This is a genomic window from Flavobacterium fluvii, assembly GCF_900129545.1.
Classification (GTDB): Bacteria; Bacteroidota; Bacteroidia; order Flavobacteriales; family Flavobacteriaceae; genus Flavobacterium; species Flavobacterium fluvii.
This window is the reverse complement of the sequence record NZ_FQWB01000001.1, coordinates 1,190,361-1,208,600: the sequence shown is the minus strand read 5'-3', so window position 1 is coordinate 1,208,600 and position 18,240 is coordinate 1,190,361. Positions and strand designations below refer to the sequence as shown.

The 18,240-nt window shown below is 36.7% G+C and carries 18 protein-coding genes; 12 read left to right on the top strand and 6 right to left on the bottom strand.

What is annotated here, in order from left to right:
* Positions 1-229 precede the first annotated feature (229 nt).
* The 4 genes from BUC16_RS04915 to BUC16_RS04900 form a co-directional block, all read right to left on the bottom strand.
* The gene (locus tag BUC16_RS04915; protein WP_073368360.1) at positions 230-760 is read right to left on the bottom strand and encodes an inorganic diphosphatase; all 531 of its coding nucleotides are present in this window, start codon (positions 758-760) and stop codon (positions 230-232) included.
* A 111-nt stretch (positions 761-871) separates the two neighbouring features.
* The gene (locus BUC16_RS04910) at positions 872-1,405 is read right to left on the bottom strand and encodes a DNA-3-methyladenine glycosylase family protein (RefSeq protein WP_244534341.1); all 534 of its coding nucleotides are present in this window, start codon (positions 1,403-1,405) and stop codon (positions 872-874) included.
* 279 nt (positions 1,406-1,684) lie between these two features.
* Complete coding sequence (locus tag BUC16_RS04905; RefSeq protein WP_073368748.1) at positions 1,685-4,171, bottom strand: DUF5686 and carboxypeptidase-like regulatory domain-containing protein; 2,487 nt, start codon at positions 4,169-4,171, stop codon at positions 1,685-1,687.
* Between the two features lie 116 nt (positions 4,172-4,287).
* Positions 4,288-5,289, bottom strand: coding sequence for a pyruvate dehydrogenase complex E1 component subunit beta (locus tag BUC16_RS04900; protein ID WP_262987413.1), 1,002 nt, complete (start codon positions 5,287-5,289; stop codon positions 4,288-4,290).
* A gap of 239 nt (positions 5,290-5,528) precedes the next feature.
* On the opposite strand from BUC16_RS04900, the gene BUC16_RS04895 reads away from it, so the two are divergent.
* The 5 genes from BUC16_RS04895 to BUC16_RS04875 all read left to right on the top strand — a co-directional run bounded on the left by BUC16_RS04895 (position 5,529) and on the right by BUC16_RS04875 (position 9,544).
* Positions 5,529-6,275: an electron transfer flavoprotein subunit beta/FixA family protein gene (locus BUC16_RS04895; RefSeq protein WP_073368356.1), complete on the top strand. Its 747-nt coding sequence runs from the start codon at positions 5,529-5,531 to the stop codon at positions 6,273-6,275.
* 143 nt (positions 6,276-6,418) lie between these two features.
* Positions 6,419-7,387, top strand: coding sequence for an electron transfer flavoprotein subunit alpha/FixB family protein (locus BUC16_RS04890; RefSeq protein ID WP_073368354.1), 969 nt, complete (start codon positions 6,419-6,421; stop codon positions 7,385-7,387).
* Between the two features lie 165 nt (positions 7,388-7,552).
* Positions 7,553-8,179, top strand: coding sequence for a bifunctional nuclease family protein (locus BUC16_RS04885; protein WP_073368353.1), 627 nt, complete (start codon positions 7,553-7,555; stop codon positions 8,177-8,179).
* A gap of 78 nt (positions 8,180-8,257) precedes the next feature.
* The gene (locus tag BUC16_RS04880) at positions 8,258-9,082 is read left to right on the top strand and encodes a thymidylate synthase (protein ID WP_073368351.1); all 825 of its coding nucleotides are present in this window, start codon (positions 8,258-8,260) and stop codon (positions 9,080-9,082) included.
* 36 nt (positions 9,083-9,118) lie between these two features.
* On the top strand, positions 9,119-9,544 hold the full coding sequence (locus BUC16_RS04875) for an HIT family protein (protein WP_073368350.1): 426 nt from the start codon (positions 9,119-9,121) through the stop codon (positions 9,542-9,544).
* A 64-nt stretch (positions 9,545-9,608) separates the two neighbouring features.
* On the opposite strand, the gene BUC16_RS04870 is transcribed toward BUC16_RS04875, so the two are convergent.
* Complete coding sequence (locus tag BUC16_RS04870; RefSeq protein WP_073368348.1) at positions 9,609-9,905, bottom strand: isoamylase early set domain-containing protein; 297 nt, start codon at positions 9,903-9,905, stop codon at positions 9,609-9,611.
* 238 nt (positions 9,906-10,143) lie between these two features.
* Here BUC16_RS04870 and BUC16_RS04860 point away from each other — a divergent pair, with 238 nt between their 5' ends.
* From BUC16_RS04860 to porT, 4 genes are all read left to right on the top strand, one after another.
* Positions 10,144-10,485 carry a 2TM domain-containing protein gene (locus BUC16_RS04860; protein WP_073368345.1) on the top strand — a complete coding sequence of 114 codons (342 nt, stop codon included), beginning with the start codon at positions 10,144-10,146 and terminating at the stop codon, positions 10,483-10,485.
* Between the two features lie 3 nt (positions 10,486-10,488).
* The gene (locus tag BUC16_RS04855) at positions 10,489-10,974 is read left to right on the top strand and encodes a dihydrofolate reductase (RefSeq protein WP_073368344.1); all 486 of its coding nucleotides are present in this window, start codon (positions 10,489-10,491) and stop codon (positions 10,972-10,974) included.
* Positions 10,975-11,095: 121 nt separating this feature from the next.
* Positions 11,096-11,827, top strand: coding sequence for a bifunctional demethylmenaquinone methyltransferase/2-methoxy-6-polyprenyl-1,4-benzoquinol methylase UbiE (gene ubiE, locus BUC16_RS04850; protein ID WP_073368342.1), 732 nt, complete (start codon positions 11,096-11,098; stop codon positions 11,825-11,827).
* Positions 11,828-11,829: 2 nt separating this feature from the next.
* A complete protein-coding gene (porT, locus tag BUC16_RS04845; protein ID WP_073368341.1) occupies positions 11,830-12,549 on the top strand; it encodes a type IX secretion/gliding motility protein PorT/SprT in 720 nt (239 codons plus the stop codon).
* Between the two features lie 53 nt (positions 12,550-12,602).
* On the opposite strand, the gene BUC16_RS04840 is transcribed toward porT, so the two are convergent.
* Entirely contained in the window at positions 12,603-13,334 is a 732-nt protein-coding gene (locus BUC16_RS04840) for a TrmH family RNA methyltransferase (RefSeq protein ID WP_073368339.1), read from the bottom strand.
* 37 nt (positions 13,335-13,371) lie between these two features.
* Between BUC16_RS04840 and tamL the strand changes: the two genes are divergently transcribed.
* From tamL to accD, 3 genes are all read left to right on the top strand, one after another.
* Complete coding sequence (gene tamL, locus BUC16_RS04835) at positions 13,372-15,927, top strand: translocation and assembly module lipoprotein TamL (RefSeq protein ID WP_073368338.1); 2,556 nt, start codon at positions 13,372-13,374, stop codon at positions 15,925-15,927.
* Between the two features lie 67 nt (positions 15,928-15,994).
* The gene (gene fbaA / locus BUC16_RS04830) at positions 15,995-17,062 is read left to right on the top strand and encodes a class II fructose-bisphosphate aldolase (RefSeq protein ID WP_073368336.1); all 1,068 of its coding nucleotides are present in this window, start codon (positions 15,995-15,997) and stop codon (positions 17,060-17,062) included.
* Positions 17,063-17,138: 76 nt separating this feature from the next.
* Positions 17,139-17,993: an acetyl-CoA carboxylase, carboxyltransferase subunit beta gene (gene accD / locus BUC16_RS04825; protein ID WP_073368334.1), complete on the top strand. Its 855-nt coding sequence runs from the start codon at positions 17,139-17,141 to the stop codon at positions 17,991-17,993.
* Positions 17,994-18,240: the final 247 nt, after the last annotated feature.

Sequence of the window (18,240 nt, the reverse complement as noted above, 5' to 3'; positions counted from 1 at the left end):
GCTGTTTTCTGTTTTCACTATTTTTACAACTTGAAACCTTAAAGACTTTTCGATAAACTAAACTATTGACGCCTAAATCTGGAAATTATTTCGGAAATCCTTATTTCTAACTTACGCCAAAGAGCGGCAAAACACCTATAAACAAAAAAGCAACACTTCGAGAAGTGCTGCTTTTTAAATCTAAAAAAAATGCTCCTGAAAAACAAAAGCACTTTTAACATTATTGTTATTATTTAATACTGAACAAACCTGCCGGTTTATTTTCAATTTGGTCGAAACGTTCAGTACATTCTTTAATAATTGACATCGCTTCATTCACGTCTCCCCAACCTTCCACGTCAACTCTTTTTTGCTCTAAATCTTTGTAAACTTGGAAAAAATGCTCAATTTCTTTCAACAAGTGTGGATTGATATCGCTCAAATCCTTCAATGAACTCCATATTGGATCCGAAACCGGCACACAAATTATTTTGTCGTCAGAACCTTTGTCGTCTGCCATGTGGAAAACACCGATTGGCTTTACTTCCATCACGCAACCAGGAAAAGTAGGTTCGTTTATCAAAACTAAAACATCCAACGGGTCACCATCCAAGGCTAAAGTTTCAGGGAAAAATCCGTAGTCTGCTGGATACATCATCGAAGAGAACAACATTCTGTCGAAACGTATTCTTTTTATTTCAAAATCATATTCATACTTGTTTCTGCTTCCTCTTGGAATTTCGATCAACACATCAAAAGTGTTTATTTTATCTGCTGCCATTTTTGGTTTTTTTATTTTCTAAATTTCTGTTTGCAAACTTAATTAAACTTTAGGTTTTCACAATAAAAAACTAGCTTTATCATTCATTACGATTTCGATATTGTTTATAAATCAATAAACTACCTTTCGATTCCTTTTATTTAAGTAATAATGCCACAATAAAAAGCTTGCCGCAGACCGATGAGGACTCCATTTTGCAACATAGTTTTCCATTTCTTGCCTGTCGTGAATGTCGAGCAATTCCTTTATGGTGTTTATGATGGCAATGTCACCCAGCGGAATAATATCCGGAGTCTGGAGCGAAAACATCAAATAAACATCGATGGTCCAGTTGCCAATTCCCTTGATTTTGATTAATTCCTCCCGAACAAGTTCTGGAGATTTGGTCGCCAGACTTGCTATGTCAATTTCGTCTTGAATTATCGAATGGGACAAAGCCTTGATGTAAGTCGTTTTTTGTCGGCTTACGCCAATATTCCTGTATTCTTCTTCTGAAATGCGAAGCAATGATTCGGGTTGTAAGTTTGCTTCTTTGGCTTTGAGTTTTAGAAAAGTGGCTTTGGCGGAATCTATGGAAACCTGCTGTTCCAGGATCAAAAGTACCAATGTTTCAAAACCTTGTGGACGTTTTGGAATTGTTGGCATTCCTTATTTTTCGACAATATGTTTGAAAACGGCATCTATTTCTGAAAGATATTGAATGGCTTCTTGCATAAGTTCGTTTTTTTGCCCTGATGAAAATGGAAAGCTTTTAAAAAAAAGTTGACCACAAATTACACAAATTCACACAAATCCGTAACCAGATCAAATCTAATAAGTGAAACAAATGCATTTAAAACAGCAATGAAATTTGTGAAAATTCGTGTAATTTGTGGTTGAAAATTTTAAAAGCGGATACTTGGAAATGTTTAACAATATTGGTTTCTAAAAATAAAATCCCATAGAAATTTTGATTGCAAATTTGTTGGCATCGGGCATTTCAAGATAGTTTCCTCTCCAAGAGAAATCTACACGAAAAAACTTGAAGATGTTTCCAACTCCTGCGCTGTATTCCCAATACACTTTTTCGGGTGCGTTGTAAACCAATCCCGAGGCATTTATCGTTCTATTGTCGTCAGAAACTGTTCCGTAAACCGATTTAAATCCAATGTTTTCACGCCAATTCAGCTTTCTCATAAAAGGAATTCTGGCAAAAAATCGCCCTTGAAAATCGTGATCCCACTTAAAAGTCACATATTGATCGGCAACAAATTCATAGTATTGAAGATTGCTGAAGGTATTCGAAATATCGAAAATGGATTGATTTCCAGGCACCACGCTCATTAATCCAAGAGGGATGTATCCAAATGTTTTTCCCATTTCGACAGTAAGGTTTGATCGTCCCAATGGTCCAATAATTATGGGCTGCCTGTAATACAACTGTAATTTTTTATAGTTGAAATCACTGGAAAACAAATTTTTGAATCCTTGACTATACGTCACGAAAAGACTGGTAAACGGATTGTCTGCGACATCTCTTTCCACACCAAAGCCAATCGGTTTCTTGTTTGGCGTATATTCGACCAGCAAGTTCACTTCAGATTGTTTTACCTGACTTTTTTTGGTGGTTTGGGACAAATCCGTGTAAAAATCCAGGCTAAATTCGGGACTGGCAGAAATCAAGGTTCGGTAGGTGACTCCCGTTCCGAAAATTAGATTTTTTATCGGTTCAATTTCAAATTGTACATTACTCAAATTCACATTGGTCAGTTTATTGTTGCTGCCAACTGTAATCAATCCCGAGGAGGCATAATTGCGCCCCAAAACATTATTTGTTGTAGTGAGAGAAGCACCGATTTGTTCAATATCCCTACGGTTTCCGGCTGATAAAATAATTCTTTTTTTGTCGTTTACCATCCATTTTCCGGTAATTCCATATTTGATTTTATCGTCTTTAAATCCATAGGCAATATACGATTGCAATCGCCAAGGATCATTGGGACCAAAATAAGTTCTTACTCCCGTTCGCAATCTCAATCCTTCCACAGAGTTTTGTCCAACCATAGCGAATATAGGACCATAATCCAAATTTCCAAAATGAAGATATCCACTATCCAATATTTCGACCAAACTGTATAGTTGCTGGAATTTCTTGACGGTTTGCAAGGTGTCCAGCATTTTGTAAACCCCTTTTTCATCTTTGGTCAGATTTTCGAAACGGTTTTCCTCCCAATATTCTTCTGATTTATTATAGACCTCTTTGTCTAAATAATTGACTTCTTCTTTGTAAAAATTCTCGGGTTTTTCAACATTGAATTTATGGTCTCTGTAGTAAGTGGTTCGTTTACCATAAACACCTTTGGATTTGTCTTTTTTGTTTAAAGCAAAATCAGTCATCATGTAATCCTTGGTCAAAAGAAAAACGGAATCATTCATTACTTCAAATTCCTGTTCGATGTAAATATCTTTTACCCAGTTAATATTGGCACTTTTGGTAACTGCCATATTGATGTTTTTTATGGCGTAAGTGGTATCGCTTACCCAAAAATCACCTTTAAAAGTCAATTCGTTTTTACGCCTTGGATAAAACACAATATTGTAACACCACTTTTTATCTACAAAAGCACTGTCCCTTAAAATATAATTGTAAACATCAATTCCTGATGTCGATAAAGGGCTTGTAAAACTTTTATCAAAAAAAGTGAGGTGGTTGTCATAAATATCGAAGTCGGTATACAAATCGTTTACAAAGGCCAAAATTTGTTGGTTGCCGTTAAAGCCAGAAGTTTTATTGGCTTTTGTTTTTTCTTTTACCTTCTTTAAATTGTTGTCTCCATACACATCAGACAAGGCCTCGTTTATAAAAATAGGCAAATACGTTTTTCCCGTAATCTTCGAGGTATCTACATGCTTGAAAATAAATTCCATCCCCTTGAAGAGCTTCTTTTTCATGTAAGCCGTATCAATGGTATTCAAGTCAAACTCAATTTTCTCGTACTTTTCCATTTGGTATTGCTTGAATAAATGCAAACCATTTTTGCGTCTTCTTTCCCAAATTTTTCTCAGAATATCAAGTGCCGGATTATTCTTTTTGGATGTTTTGCCCGCATAAATCACCACTTCATTTAAACTCAAAACCTCGCTCAACTGAACCGTAATTTTGTATGTGACAGGTTTTTCCAAAACAATTTCCTTGTCTGAAAATCCTACCGAAGTAATTACAATCGTAGTATAGTTTTTTGGAGATTCCAGATAAAAAATACCGTCTTCATTGGACACAACGCCTTCAGTCGAATTTTGGAAAGCTATGTTTGCAAAAGGGACAGGACGATTTGACTTGTCCACGACAACACCGCTAACTTTTGTCTGGGCAAAAAGGGAGCTTGTCATGGCAAATAAAAAAAACAAATTGAGTAGTATACTTTTTTTCATAATAAAAAAAAACTTCATCGAATTTTAAAATTCAGATGAAGTTTCAAATATAGTTAATTCGATAAAGAATTGTCCGATTTTAAAGTTCTAAAACCGAAAAATTTTAAAATCAAGAATTATTTTTTATACAATACTTTTTTTACCGCTTTCACAACGTCTACAGCTTCCGGCAACCATTCTTTAAGCAATACCGGTGAGTAAGGTGCTGGTGTGTCGGCAGTGGTGATACGTTGAATTGGAGCATCAAGAAAATCAAAAGCACGTTCTTGAACCATATATGTAATCTCGGAAGAAACACTTGCAAATGGCCAAGCTTCCTCAAGAATCACCAATCTGTTTGTTTTTTTAACCGATGTTAAAATCGCTTCGTTATCCATTGGACGAACGGTTCTTAAATCGATAATTTCACAAGAGATTCCTTCTTTGGCCAATTCATCGGCAGCAATGAAAGCTTCTTTGATGATTTTTCCAAAAGAAACGATTGTTACATCAGTTCCTTCGCGTTTCACGTCGGCAACACCAATTGGAATTGTGTATTCTCCATCCGGCACTTCGCCTTTGTCACCATACATTTGCTCAGATTCCATAAAAATTACGGGATCATTATCACGAATCGCTGATTTCAAAAGTCCTTTGGCATCATAAACATTCGATGGAACCACCACTTTAAGACCTGGAGTATTGGCAAACCAGTTTTCTAAAGCTTGTGAGTGTGTTGCCCCCAATTGTCCTGCAGAAGCAGTTGGTCCACGAAAAACGATAGGCACATTAAATTGCCCTCCCGTCATTTGACGGATTTTCGCAGCATTATTTATAATCTGGTCGATACCAACCAAACAGAAGTTAAAAGTCATGTATTCTACAATCGGTCTGCAACCATTCATTGCCGAACCTACTGCAATTCCGGTAAAACCAAGTTCGGCAATAGGAGTGTCAATTACTCTTTTTTCTCCAAATTCAGCAAGCATTCCTTTTGAGGCTTTGTAGGCACCGTTGTATTCGGCAACTTCTTCACCCATTAAATATATTGACTCGTCGCGACGCATTTCTTCGCTCATCGCTTCGCAAATAGCCTCTCTAAATTGTATCGTTCTCATATTTTTTTGTTTGTGTGTAATTTTCGAATGGCAAAAATAAATATTTTATACCACTTAAATGCATAAATTTTGTTATAAAAAACAAAGAAGGGAATCGTTCTATGTGCGTTGTCTTACTTGATTAAAAAAAACAAGCCTAAATATGTCACAAAAATTGAAATACGAAATCGTAATAGCTTCAATAATGTTATGCATGCATAGTATGTTATTCCGAATATTTATTCTAATTTTGTGATTCCAATTTAGAAAAATTCCAAATTATGAAAATATTAGTTTGCATCAGTCACGTTCCTGATACTACTTCAAAAATTAATTTTACCAACGGTGATTCGCAATTTGACACCAATGGTGTTTCGTTTGTAATCAATCCAAACGATGAATTCGGCTTGACTCGCGCCATCTGGTTTCAAGAACAACAAGGAGCAAATGTCACTGTTGTCAATGTTGGTGGGCCAGAAACCGAGCCTACTCTAAGAAAAGCATTGGCCATTGGCGCCAACGATGCCATTCGCGTGAATGCCAATCCGACAGATAGTTTTTTTGTTGCCAAACAACTGGCCGAAGTGATAAAAAATGGCGGTTACGACCTTGTAATTGCCGGTAAAGAATCATTGGATTATAACGGCGGAATGGTTCCGGGAATGATTGCGGGAATTTTGGGATCGAATTTTTTAAATTCTTGTACCGAAATAACTGTTGACGGAGCAAACGTAAAAGCCATTCGTGAAATCGACGGTGGAAGAGAAACTATTTCAACTACTTTGCCCCTAATCATTGGTGGGCAAAAAGGATTGGTAGAAGAAAAAGATTTACGCATTCCGAATATGAGAGGAATTATGACAGCCAGAACAAAACCATTGATTGTGGTAGAAGCTGTTGATGCTTCAATTAATACTAAAGCCGTGAAGTTTGAAAAACCGGCTCCAAAATCGGCAGTGAAATTAGTTGCCGCCGACAATCTGGACGAATTAATTAATTTATTACACAACGAAGCCAAGGTAATTTAAGAATTTGATTACAGATTTCTGATTAACTATTTTTGATTGCAGATTGTAAAAAATCTAAAATCTTTAGTCTAAATCATAAATCTAAAATCGTAACCCGAGAGCTTTGCTCGAACTGGCGAAGCAATCATAAATCTAAAATCATTATGTCAATATTAATATATGCAGAATCCGCAGAAGGAAAATTCAGAAAAGTAGCTTTTGAATTGGCTTCTTATGCGAAAAAAGTAGCCGAATCATTAGGAACAACCGTTACTGCGGTAACGGTAAATACTGGAGATGTTTCGGAATTATCAAAATACGGAGTAGATAAAGTCTTGAAAGTAACCAATGCCAAATTGGCTGGTTTTTCAGCAAAAGCGTATGCCGATGTTATCAAACAAGCAGCTCAAAAAGAATCGACAAAAGTAGTTTTGCTTTCTTCAACCACAGACAGCATTTATCTTGCACCCTTGGTTGCCGTTTCTTTGGAAGCTGGATTTGCTTCGAATGTGGTAGGTTTACCCGTAAGCACTTCCCCATTTCAAGTGAAAAGAAATGCTTTTTCAAACAAGGCTTTCAACATTACCGAAATCAGCAGCGATGTAAAAATTATTGGTCTGGCTAAAAACTCTTATGGAATTTTCGAAAATGCATCGACTTTAACCGAAGAAGATTTCAATCCAACTATTGGTGACAATGACTTTGGAATAAAAGTAGAATCAGTGGAAAAAGTAACCGGAAAAGTTTCTTTGGCCGATGCTGACATTGTAGTTTCAGGAGGTCGTGGATTGAAAGGACCTGAAAACTGGGGATTGATCGAAGATTTAGCTGCAGTTCTTGGTGCTGCAACGGCTTGTTCAAAACCGGTATCAGATTTAGGTTGGAGACCTCACGGAGAACACGTGGGACAAACAGGAAAACCAGTAGCCGCCAATTTATATATCGCCATCGGAATTTCGGGAGCGATTCAACACATTGCCGGAATCAACTCTTCGAAAGTAAAAGTGGTCATCAATAGCGATGCAGAAGCGCCTTTCTTTAAAGTGGCAGACTACGGAATTGTTGGCGATGCTTTTGATATCGTGCCTAAATTAACCGAAAAACTAAAAGCATTCAAAGCCTCGAATTCTTAATTTTATAATTCGTTCCCAAAAGATAGCTGCCTACAAACAAGATAATCGTATCTTTGCTATAGGTGGCTTTTTTGTTTCGTGTTTTTTGATTAAAATTGCACTTTTATTTTTCATTAAAAAAAAGGGGTAGATTCAAGGTGTCATCTGCTTTCCAATTATTCAAATATGAGCTTAGTTAAATTATCCATAAAAGGAATTTCATACAGTCAAACCCAAAATGGGGCTTATGCCTTAATATTAAACGAGGTTGACGGCGAAAGAAAATTGCCCATCGTTATTGGCGCTTTTGAAGCCCAGTCGATTGCCATTGCTTTGGAAAAAGAAATAAAACCACCTCGTCCCTTGACCCACGATTTATTCAAAAATTTTGCCGAGCGTTTTGACATTGTCGTAAAACAAGTCATCATTCACAAATTGGTTGATGGGGTTTTTTATTCGAGCATCATTTGCGAAAGAGATAAAATCGAAGAAATAATCGATGCCAGAACATCCGATGCGATTGCTTTGGCTTTACGATTTAATGCTCCTATTTTTACCTATAAAAACATTCTCGACAAAGCAGGTATTTACTTGAAGGCAAATCCATCGGAAACCGATAAAGGTAGCCAAGAAATAGACGATGTACTTTCCAATCCCGAAACATTTGGACTAGGAGAAGAAAGCAATCAATCGGGTGAAACTTATGCCAAACACAGCCTGCAAGAATTAAACGAATTACTGGATCAAGCCGTAGAACACGAAGACTACGAAAAGGCGGCCAAAATCAGGGACGAAATTTCGAGAAGACAGTAAATAAGTGTTCAGTAAACAGATGTCAGTAAACAGAATATAACTTAAAAACGAACAGTTTGCTTCGTTCCTCGCAATGCCATGAAACAATACTTAGACTTAGTAACACACGTTATAAAAAACGGAAATCAAAAAGGAGACCGAACTGGAACGGGAACAAAAAGCGTTTTTGGTTACCAAATGCGATTTGATTTAGCAGAAGGTTTTCCGATGGTGACTACCAAAAAATTACACCTCAAATCAATCATTCATGAATTGCTTTGGTTCTTGAAAGGCGACACCAACATCAAATATCTAAAGGAAAACGGAGTGAAAATCTGGGATGCCTGGGCGGACGAAAACGGCAATTTAGGCCCAATTTACGGACACCAATGGCGCAACTGGAACAGCGAAGAAATAGACCAAATCACCGACCTTATCCAAGAACTCAAAACCAATCCGAATAGCCGAAGAATGCTGGTTTCCGCTTGGAATCCAAGTGTTTTGCCGGATACTTCCATCTCATTTGCAGCCAATGTTGCCAACAATAAAGCGGCATTGCCTCCTTGTCACGCTTTCTTTCAATTCTATGTTGCTGACGGAAAACTGTCTTGCCAATTGTATCAAAGAAGTGCCGATATTTTCCTTGGAGTACCTTTCAACATTGCTTCTTATGCTTTGTTTACGATGATGATTGCCCAAGTTTGCGATTTGCAAGTGGGTGAATTCATTCACACTTTTGGTGATGCCCATATTTACAACAACCATTTCGAACAATTGGAATTGCAATTGTCGCGCAAACCAAAAGCATTGCCAAAAATGATTTTGAACCCTGCCGTAAAAAACATTTTCGATTTTACTTTTGAAGATTTTACGTTGGTAGGTTACGAACCACACGATTCAATAAAAGGAAGTGTTGCGGTGTAAATCCTTCACTTTAATCACAATAAATAATATAAAAGTATGCCAACACCCGCTTCAGAATGTTTGTATTGCCAAAACAACGAAACATTACACAATTTAATGATTAAAATAGGTGATTTAGAAGTATCACAACTATTCTTGTTCAAAGAACAATCGTATACAGGTCGCTGCAATGTAGTTTATAAAGACCACGGCGTGGAACTTCACGAATTGAGCGATGACCAACGTGATGCTTTTATGCGTGATGTTGCCAAAACGGCAAAAGCCATCGCAGCAGCATTCAACCCAACCAAAATTAATTACGGAGCTTATGCCGATACCTTGTCGCATTTACATATGCACATCGTTCCAAAATATAAAGATGGATATGGTTTTGGAGGGGTTTTCGAAATGAACCCACAAAAAACCACGTTATCTGATGCAGAATATGCAGAGGTAATAGCCAAAATAAAAGCTGGATTATAAACCAAACTTTTAAACGCTACCAAAAAAACAAAAATCCGCTTTTCAGCGGATTTTTACTTTATGATTAGACTAATATCACTCCATTTTCTGTTCCGGCAAAATCATTCCATTTGAAAGAATCTGCTTCCGGCTCGTTGACATAAGCACCGTCAATTACATACTTAAATTCATAAGCCGCATCTTTTGGCAAATCAAAAACGCCTTTGAAAGTACCGTTTTTCAATTTTGACAATTCCCCTTCTGACGGATTCCAATTATTGAAATCTCCTACAACTGAAGCAACATTTGCTTCTTTTGCTTCAACCGAAAACGTAACTTTACAAACTGGTTTCGTTTTTACAAATTGTTTCTTTATTGACATAACTATTTCATTTTTAGAATTATGGGGCAAAGAAAATATATTTTTTTGAACATCCAATATTTAGGACAAAGTTTTACGAGTATGACAAAAACAATCTTGTTTTTTGGATATATTCATAAATTTATTCAACAAAATTTTTTAGATTCTAAAATTAAGAACGTTTTCTCTTGGAATAATCTTGGAATAAAAATAATGGAATTTCAAAATAAATTTTATCTTTATAATCAAAATTCGCCTTATGGAAAAAGAACAACAAGAACTATATGAATATGCCCGAAAAAGGATAAAACAGAAAAAAGCACTCTATTTTCATTTTGTCTTGTTCATTCTAGGGAGTATATTTATGTTTGTTGCCAATCATTTCGGGGCTTTTGGATATACTTTCAACTGGTCGATTTGGATAATTACAGCTTGGCTCTTCCTTTTTATCCTGCATTTCACAAAAGTATTTATTACCGACCGTTTTATGAACAAAGACTGGGAAAGAGAACAAATAAGCAGGCTTGTTGCCCAACAACAAAAAAAAATTGACCAATTGCAAACGAAGGTAGAAGAAGATACCGCAACCAAACCCCAGTAAAAAATGATAATCATGATTGCGGCTGTCGCCGAAAATAATGCTTTAGGCAAAAACAATGATTTACTTTGGCATTTGCCCAATGATTTCAAACGATTCAAGGAAGTTACCTCAGGACACCACATCATCATGGGAAGAAAAACTTTTGAAAGTTTCCCAAAACCTTTACCCAACAGAACCCACGTAATTATAACAAGACAAAAATATTTTCAGCACGAAGGCTGCATAGTCGTTGACACTTTAGAAAAAGCCATTGCAGCCTGTCCAAAAAACGAAGATATTTACATTATTGGTGGCGGCGAAATTTACACCCAATCCATTCCTTTTGCTGACCAACTCGACATCACTCGAGTGCATCATTCTTTTGATGCCGATGTTTATTTCCCGGAAATAAATCCTGGAATTTGGGAATTGACCAGTGAAACTTTTAATCCGAAAGACGAAAAACATCTTTATGATTATACATTTCAAACATTCACCAGAAAAAAATAAAAATACTTAATTCAACCGCATTAACAGATTTCATTAAAAATAATTGAAAAAAACAGGCGAATCTGTGGTTAACCATTTATTATCCAAAAATCTAGTTTACCTTTGTCTCAAATTTTATAAAATGTCAAAAATCATCACTCCTTACAAAGATTCCTCTTTAAGCAAAAAAGAACAGGTAGCCTCAATGTTCGACACCATTTCAGGCAATTATGATAATCTTAATCGAGTTATTTCTTTTGGAATTGACGTAAAATGGCGCAAAAAAGTACTGCAAATGGTCGCCAAAACCAATCCAAAAACCATTCTGGATATTGCAACAGGAACGGGAGACTTGGCTATTTTGATGGCACAAACCAAGGCTGAAAAAATTATTGGATTGGATATTTCGGCCGGAATGCTGGAAGTGGGAAAGAAAAAAATTCAAGACAAAAACTTGTCCAACACCATAGAAATGGTCTTGGCCGATTCCGAAAACATGCCTTTTGAAGACAACTATTTTGACGCCATCACGGTAGCTTTTGGTGTCAGGAATTTTGAAAATCTGGAAAAAGGATTGGCTGAAATTTTGAGAGTCTTGAAACCAAATGGCATCTTTGTCATTCTGGAAACTTCGATTCCAGAAAAAACCCCTTACAAACAAGGCTATACTTTTTACAGCAAAAATATTTTACCGCTTATTGGCAAATTATTCTCGAAAGACAATGTTGCCTACGGTTATCTATCCGAATCGGCTGCTGCTTTTCCTTATGGTGAAGCTTTAAACAATATTTTGAAAAAAATTGGGTTTATAGATGTGATCGCCTTGCCGCAAACATTTGGAGTGGCTACAATTTATTCGGCATCCAAGAAGTAAACATGAGAAAAATAGCTGTCTTAATTTTATTGGTCATGAGCCTAAAATCACAGGCGCAATTGCCTAATAGACTATTTAGCAAAGACCCCATCATCAATCTTGAAAATTTCCAAAAACAAAGATTGTATTTTGGTTTTTACCTCGGTTTCAATTCCTATGGTTTTAAAATGGATTATAAAACCGTTGGCGAAGACATTCAAGTCGAAAAAAGCACGGGGTTCAATGTAGGACTCGTTGCCGATTTGAAACTTCAAGAATACATCCGTTTGCGATTTGAACCTGGATTGCACTATACAACAAGGAGTTTGCATTATCCTCCAAGTTATTTTCCCACCACACCCACTCCATCGGACTTGCTTAGAGAAGTAAACAGCACCAATCTCCACTTTCCCTTGTTGCTCAAATTTTTATCGCTTCGAACAGGAAATATAAGACCATATTTAGTGGGAGGAGTTTCGGCAACATTGAATTTATCCAGCAATTCCAAATCAATAGACGACAATTATGAAGAACGTTTCAGGATGAAACCTTGGACGACAAATTACGAAGTTGGTTTTGGCATTGATGTTTTTTCGGAATATTTCATTTTCTCTCCTTCCATTAGAGGCGTTTTTGGACTTACCGACGAATTAATTCGCGACAATAATCCAGACAGTCCTTGGACCGGCAACATTGAATCGATGAAAACCAGGGCCGTTTTTATCAACTTTACTTTCCATTAAAAGGAAGTTTGCAGTATTCAGTCTCAGTTTTAAATGCATCTAACGACTGAAAGCTAAAGATTCCCTCGACGAAACTCGCTTAATACAATTGCGGTGGCAGTTGCCACATTCAGGCTTTCTGTTTTTTGAAGTGTTCCAAAACGGGGTATTGTTAGTCTATTTTTAGCCAGTTTTTCGAGTTCTGGAGAAATTCCATTGGCTTCATTGCCCATAATGATGATTCCTTCTTGGGGCAAATCGGTTTTGTAAATATTGTTTCCATCCATAAAAGTTCCAAAAACCGGCAATTGGGTTTGGCTGATAAAAGTTTCCAAATCAATATAATTTACATTGACTCTGGCAATGGAACCCATGGTGGCCTGAACCACTTTTGGATTGTAAATATCCACCGTCTCTTTCGAACAAATTAATTGGTCAATGCCAAACCAATCGCACAATCGCAATATGGTTCCCAAATTTCCGGGATCACGAATGGAATCTAGAGCGATAATCAATCCGGATTGGGCGATTTTTTTTTCGGCTGGAATTTTAAATAGCGCCAAACAAGAATTTGGAGTTGCCAAAGCACTGATTTTTTTTAAATCACTTTCGGCAATTATCGTTCTTTTGTCGTTCGAAACCTCCTCAAAATTATTTTGGGTGGTGTATAAATGAACCAATTCAAAATTTGATTCTACCAATTCTTGAATTACCTTTATGCCTTCGGCAAAAAACAATTGATTGGCGAACCGATATTTTTTTTGTTGTAAACTCGTTATAAGTTTTATTTGGTTTTTACTAACCATAAAATAATGTACTTTTGAATTATATATTCCCCAGCATTTGAAAAAGATTAGCACAAAAATAGCAACATTTATTTTAATAGGAATAATTATCTCTGCTTGCGAGACCACAAAGCGTGTTCCCAATGGCAAACAGCTTCTTACCAAAAATGAAATTTTGGTAAACGACAAGGGCACGAAGGATGATGATGTACACGATCAATTGTACCAAAAACCCAACAGCTCCATTCTAGGTTATCGATTGCGACTGAACTTGTACAATATAGCCAAGCCAAATCCTGATTCTTCTTACAAAGCCAAATTCACCAATAATCCCGGCAAATACGAACGAATGTCAAAATGGTTGTCGGCAAAACAAGTCGACAGGCTGGGGGAATCTTTTTGGTATAAAGGATTTCATGAATTTTTGAAGAAAACGGGAGAAGCTCCCGTTATTGTAGATACGGTTAGAAGCAATAAATCATTGCTCCGATTAAAATATTATTATTTCAACAATGGTTTTTTTGGTGTAAAGACAAATTACAAATTAGACAGCTTGAGTCCCAAAAAAGCCAAAATAAAATATACCATAACCACTGGAAATGCCTCTTTTCTGGATACGATAAAAACCAGTATCAAAACTCCTGCACTGGATTCCTTGTATCAGGGAATCACGGCAGATGCCTATTTGAAATCGGGAAAACAATACAAAACAAAAGATTTTGAGGATGAAAAAAACAGGATCAGCACCTATTTCAGGAACAATGGCGTGTATCAATTCCAGCCAAATTACGTAACTTATGATTTGGACACGCTCAACACTGAAAACAAGGTAAACGTAGACTTAAAAATAAGCGATTTTTCTGTTCAAGAAAACGATTCCACGAGAACCGAACCATTCAAAATATACAAAATAAGCGATGTAAACATTTATACCGACTATTCAGCCACGACCGTCAACACTAAAATTACGGACAGCATTACTTACAATAATTTTAATTTGTACAGTCACAGCAAACTGAAATACAGGCCGAGAGCCATTACCGACGCCGTGTTTATCACAAAAGGAAGTTTGTTTGCCGATACCAAAACCGTTTTGACAACCCGATATTTGAACAATCTTAAAATCTTCAATTATCCAACCATACTTTACAAAGTAGACGAAAGAGATTCAACAGCAAGTTCATTAATTGCGAATGTATATTTGTCGCCTCAGAAAAAATACAGTTTAAATCCAATTTTCAACGTAACACACTCCAACATCCAAGACATTGGAATTACTGGGAGCCTTTCGGGAACGATTAGAAACATATTCAGCGGGGCCGAAACATTGCAAATTTCAGGCCGAGGAAACATTGGCTCTTCAAAAGAAATGTCTAATCCGGAAAGCAAATTTTTCAATGTTTCCGAATACGGAGTTGACTTAAAACTGAATATTCCCCGAATATGGTTTCCGTTTAAAACGGAAAAAATTATTCCCAAAAGCATGATTCCTTCCACCCAACTTTCGGTTGGATTATCAACACAAACAAACATTGGACTAGACAAACAGAACTTTACCAGTTCATTGTCTTATAATTGGACGCCCACAAAAAACAATACGGCCCGTTTTGACATAATCAATATGCAATATGTGCGAAACCTGAATCCCCAGAACTATTACAACGTCTACGAATCGTCCTACGATGCTTTGAACGACATCGCTAAGGTTTATAACACAGAACCTTCCTATGTTGACGATAATGGAAATTTAAAAATTGAAGAAGGAACCTCAGGTTTTACCAATGCCGTTCTGACCGATCAAACAGCATTAAAACCTGAAGACCAAGAATACCAGGATGTAGACAATATCGAAGAAAGAAGAATCAGGCTTACTGAAAACGATTTTATTCTGGCCACGGGTTATACTTTTTCAAAAACAACCAGAAAAGATTTGCTCGACAATAATTTTTATCTTTTTAGAACAAAAATAGAATCTGCTGGTTCCTTTTTATCCTTGGTTTCAAACGTGGCAAACTTGCCTAAAAATCAAAATGGCAACTACGAAATATTTAATTTAGAATATTCCGAATACATCAAAACGGAATTCGACTTTATCAAGTACTGGGATTTATCCAAAGAAAAAGTGTTTGCTTTTAGAACCTTTTTCGGAATCGCCATCCCTTACGGAAACGCCAACAACATCCCTTTTTCACGAAGTTATTTTGCAGGAGGCTCTAATGACAACAGGGCTTGGCAACCCTACCGTTTAGGTCCTGGAAGTAGCGGCGCAGTAAATGATTACAACGAAGCCAACATGAAAATTGCCTTGAGTGCCGAATTCCGGTTCAGGATATTAGGCGATGTAAAAGGGGCGTTATTTGCAGATGCAGGAAATATTTGGAACGTGCTTGACAATGTAACTGATGATAAAGCAAAGTTCAATGGCCTTAGTGATTTAAAAGAATTAGCATTAGGAACCGGCTTTGGTTTGCGTTACGATTTGAGTTTTTTCGTGGTTCGATTTGATTTAGGGTTCAAAACCTACAATCCAGCCAATGAAATTCATAAAAGATGGTTCAACGATTACGATTTCGCTCATTCTGTTTTTAATTTTGGTATAAATTATCCATTCTAAGTGCTAATTAATTCTTATTTTTGCAGTCTAAAAATTTAACTAAATAAATTAATCTAAATTAATTACGATGGCACACAATATAAAACCAGGAGTGGCTACAGGAGATCAAGTTCAAGAAATTTTCAAATATGCAAAAGAAAAAGGTTTTGCACTTCCCGCAGTAAACGTTACGGGTTCAAACACGATAAATGGTGTTCTTGAAACTGCCGCAAAACTAAATGCTCCCGTTATTATCCAATTTTCAAATGGCGGAGCCCAATTTAACGCTGGAAAAGGACTTTCTAATGCTGGTGAAAAAGCTGCTATTGCTGGCGGTATTGCTGGTGCGAAACATATTCATACTTTGGCGGAAGCTTATGGTGCAACCGTAATTTTACATACTGACCACTGTGCAAAAAAACTATTGCCTTGGATTGACGGATTATTGGATGCTTCCGAGAAACATTTTGCAGAAACAGGAAAATCATTGTTCTCTTCACACATGATTGATTTATCCGAAGAGCCTATCGAAGAAAACATCGAAATCTGTAAAGGATATTTGGCAAGAATGAGCAAAATGGGAATGACATTGGAAATCGAACTAGGAATCACTGGTGGAGAAGAAGATGGTGTAGACAACTCAGACGTTGACAGTTCAAAATTATACACACAACCTTCTGAAGTATCTTATGCTTACGAAGAATTATTAAAAATAAGTCCACGTTTTACAATTGCAGCTTCTTTTGGAAACGTTCACGGGGTTTACAAACCAGGAAACGTGAAATTGACTCCAAAAATCTTGAAAAACTCTCAAGATTATGTTCAAAACAAATTCAACACCGGTCCAAATCCAGTTGATTTCGTTTTCCACGGAGGTTCTGGTTCTACATTGGAAGAAATCAGGGAAGGAATTAGCTACGGTGTAGTGAAAATGAATATCGATACCGACTTGCAATTTGCACTTACCGAAGGTATTCGCGACTTTATGGTAAACAATATTGATTACCTAAAAACTCAAATAGGAAACCCAACTGGTGCCGATGCTCCAAACAAAAAATATTACGACCCAAGAAAATGGTTGCGTGAAGGCGAAGCTACATTCAACGCCAGATTGGAACAAGCGTTTGCTGATTTGAACAACGTGAATACACTATAATATACAATTTATGATATCCGATTTATGATATATTCGTAAATCGGATATCTCTTTTTGTAAATCTAAAATACAAAACATGGCTTGGTTTAAAAGAACAACGAAAGGAATTACAACGGCTACCGAAGACAAAATGGACGTCCCAAAAGGACTTTGGTACAAATCACCTACAGGAAAAGTTATTGATGCCGAAGAATTGGCACGAAATCTATGGGTTAGCCCAGAAGATGGTTTTCATGTAAGAATTGGCAGTGCCGAATATTTTGAAATATTGTTTGACAACAATGAATTCGTTGAACTGGATGCAAAAATGTCTTCCAAAGATCCTTTGCATTTTGTGGACACAAAAAAATATTCCGATCGTTTGAAAGACGTTATGGCAAAAACCAAATTGAAAGATGCGGTTCGCACAGGCGTTGGAAAATCTAAAGGAAAAGAATTAGTGGTTTGTTGCATGGATTTTGCCTTTATTGGAGGATCTATGGGAGCAGTTGTGGGTGAAAAAATTGTTCGCGGAATCGATTATTCCATCAAAAACAATGTTCCATTTGTAATGATTTCGAAATCAGGCGGAGCCAGAATGATGGAAGCAGCTTATTCGTTGATGCAATTGGCCAAAACCTCGGTAAAACTGGCACAATTATCCGAAGCAAAAATTCCATACATTTCCTTGTGTACCGATCCTACAACAGGAGGAACAACCGCTTCATACGCCATGTTGGGCGACATCAACATATCTGAACCTGGAGCCTTGATTGGTTTTGCTGGTCCTCGAGTGGTGAAAGACACCACCGGAAAAGATTTGCCGGAAGGCTTTCAAACTGCCGAATTTGTTCTTGAACACGGCTTCCTGGATTTTATCACTCCAAGAAAAGACCTGAAAGATTCCATCAATTTGTATATTGATTTGATTCAAAACAACAATATTAGATAAAAAAAAATCCCGAGATAATCGGGATTTTTTTTTTTTGCCTTTTTGGTTCAGAAAAAGGAATCCAAAAAATCAAGAAAAGTTGGAACACTTCCCAATTTTCGAACAACTGCTTTTCAGCTTTTTACTTTTTGGATGGATTAATTGTCCTAGAAACATTTATTAATAATTTTCTAACATTTAACACTCAAAACGTGAAATAATTGTAAATTTTTCACTAAAATTGACAGTTCTTATATAAAGCCAGTTT

Excerpts from the sequence above, each read along its gene's own strand:
- BUC16_RS04915 (WP_073368360.1), bottom strand. The coding sequence starts at position 760 with ATGGCAGCAGATAAAATAAACACTTTTGATGTGTTGATCGAAATTCCA.
- BUC16_RS04910 (WP_244534341.1), bottom strand. The coding sequence starts at position 1,405 with ATGCCAACAATTCCAAAACGTCCACAAGGTTTTGAAACATTGGTACTT.
- BUC16_RS04905 (WP_073368748.1), bottom strand. The coding sequence starts at position 4,171 with ATGAAAAAAAGTATACTACTCAATTTGTTTTTTTTATTTGCCATGACA.
- BUC16_RS04895 (WP_073368356.1), top strand. The coding sequence starts at position 5,529 with ATGAAAATATTAGTTTGCATCAGTCACGTTCCTGATACTACTTCAAAA.
- BUC16_RS04890 (WP_073368354.1), top strand. The coding sequence starts at position 6,419 with ATGTCAATATTAATATATGCAGAATCCGCAGAAGGAAAATTCAGAAAA.
- BUC16_RS04885 (WP_073368353.1), top strand. The coding sequence starts at position 7,553 with ATGAGCTTAGTTAAATTATCCATAAAAGGAATTTCATACAGTCAAACC.
- BUC16_RS04880 (WP_073368351.1), top strand. The coding sequence starts at position 8,258 with ATGAAACAATACTTAGACTTAGTAACACACGTTATAAAAAACGGAAAT.
- BUC16_RS04875 (WP_073368350.1), top strand. The coding sequence starts at position 9,119 with ATGCCAACACCCGCTTCAGAATGTTTGTATTGCCAAAACAACGAAACA.
- BUC16_RS04870 (WP_073368348.1), bottom strand. The coding sequence starts at position 9,905 with ATGTCAATAAAGAAACAATTTGTAAAAACGAAACCAGTTTGTAAAGTT.
- BUC16_RS04860 (WP_073368345.1), top strand. The coding sequence starts at position 10,144 with ATGGAAAAAGAACAACAAGAACTATATGAATATGCCCGAAAAAGGATA.
- BUC16_RS04855 (WP_073368344.1), top strand. The coding sequence starts at position 10,489 with ATGATAATCATGATTGCGGCTGTCGCCGAAAATAATGCTTTAGGCAAA.
- ubiE (WP_073368342.1), top strand. The coding sequence starts at position 11,096 with ATGTCAAAAATCATCACTCCTTACAAAGATTCCTCTTTAAGCAAAAAA.
- porT (WP_073368341.1), top strand. The coding sequence starts at position 11,830 with ATGAGAAAAATAGCTGTCTTAATTTTATTGGTCATGAGCCTAAAATCA.
- BUC16_RS04840 (WP_073368339.1), bottom strand. The coding sequence starts at position 13,334 with ATGGTTAGTAAAAACCAAATAAAACTTATAACGAGTTTACAACAAAAA.
- fbaA (WP_073368336.1), top strand. The coding sequence starts at position 15,995 with ATGGCACACAATATAAAACCAGGAGTGGCTACAGGAGATCAAGTTCAA.
- accD (WP_073368334.1), top strand. The coding sequence starts at position 17,139 with ATGGCTTGGTTTAAAAGAACAACGAAAGGAATTACAACGGCTACCGAA.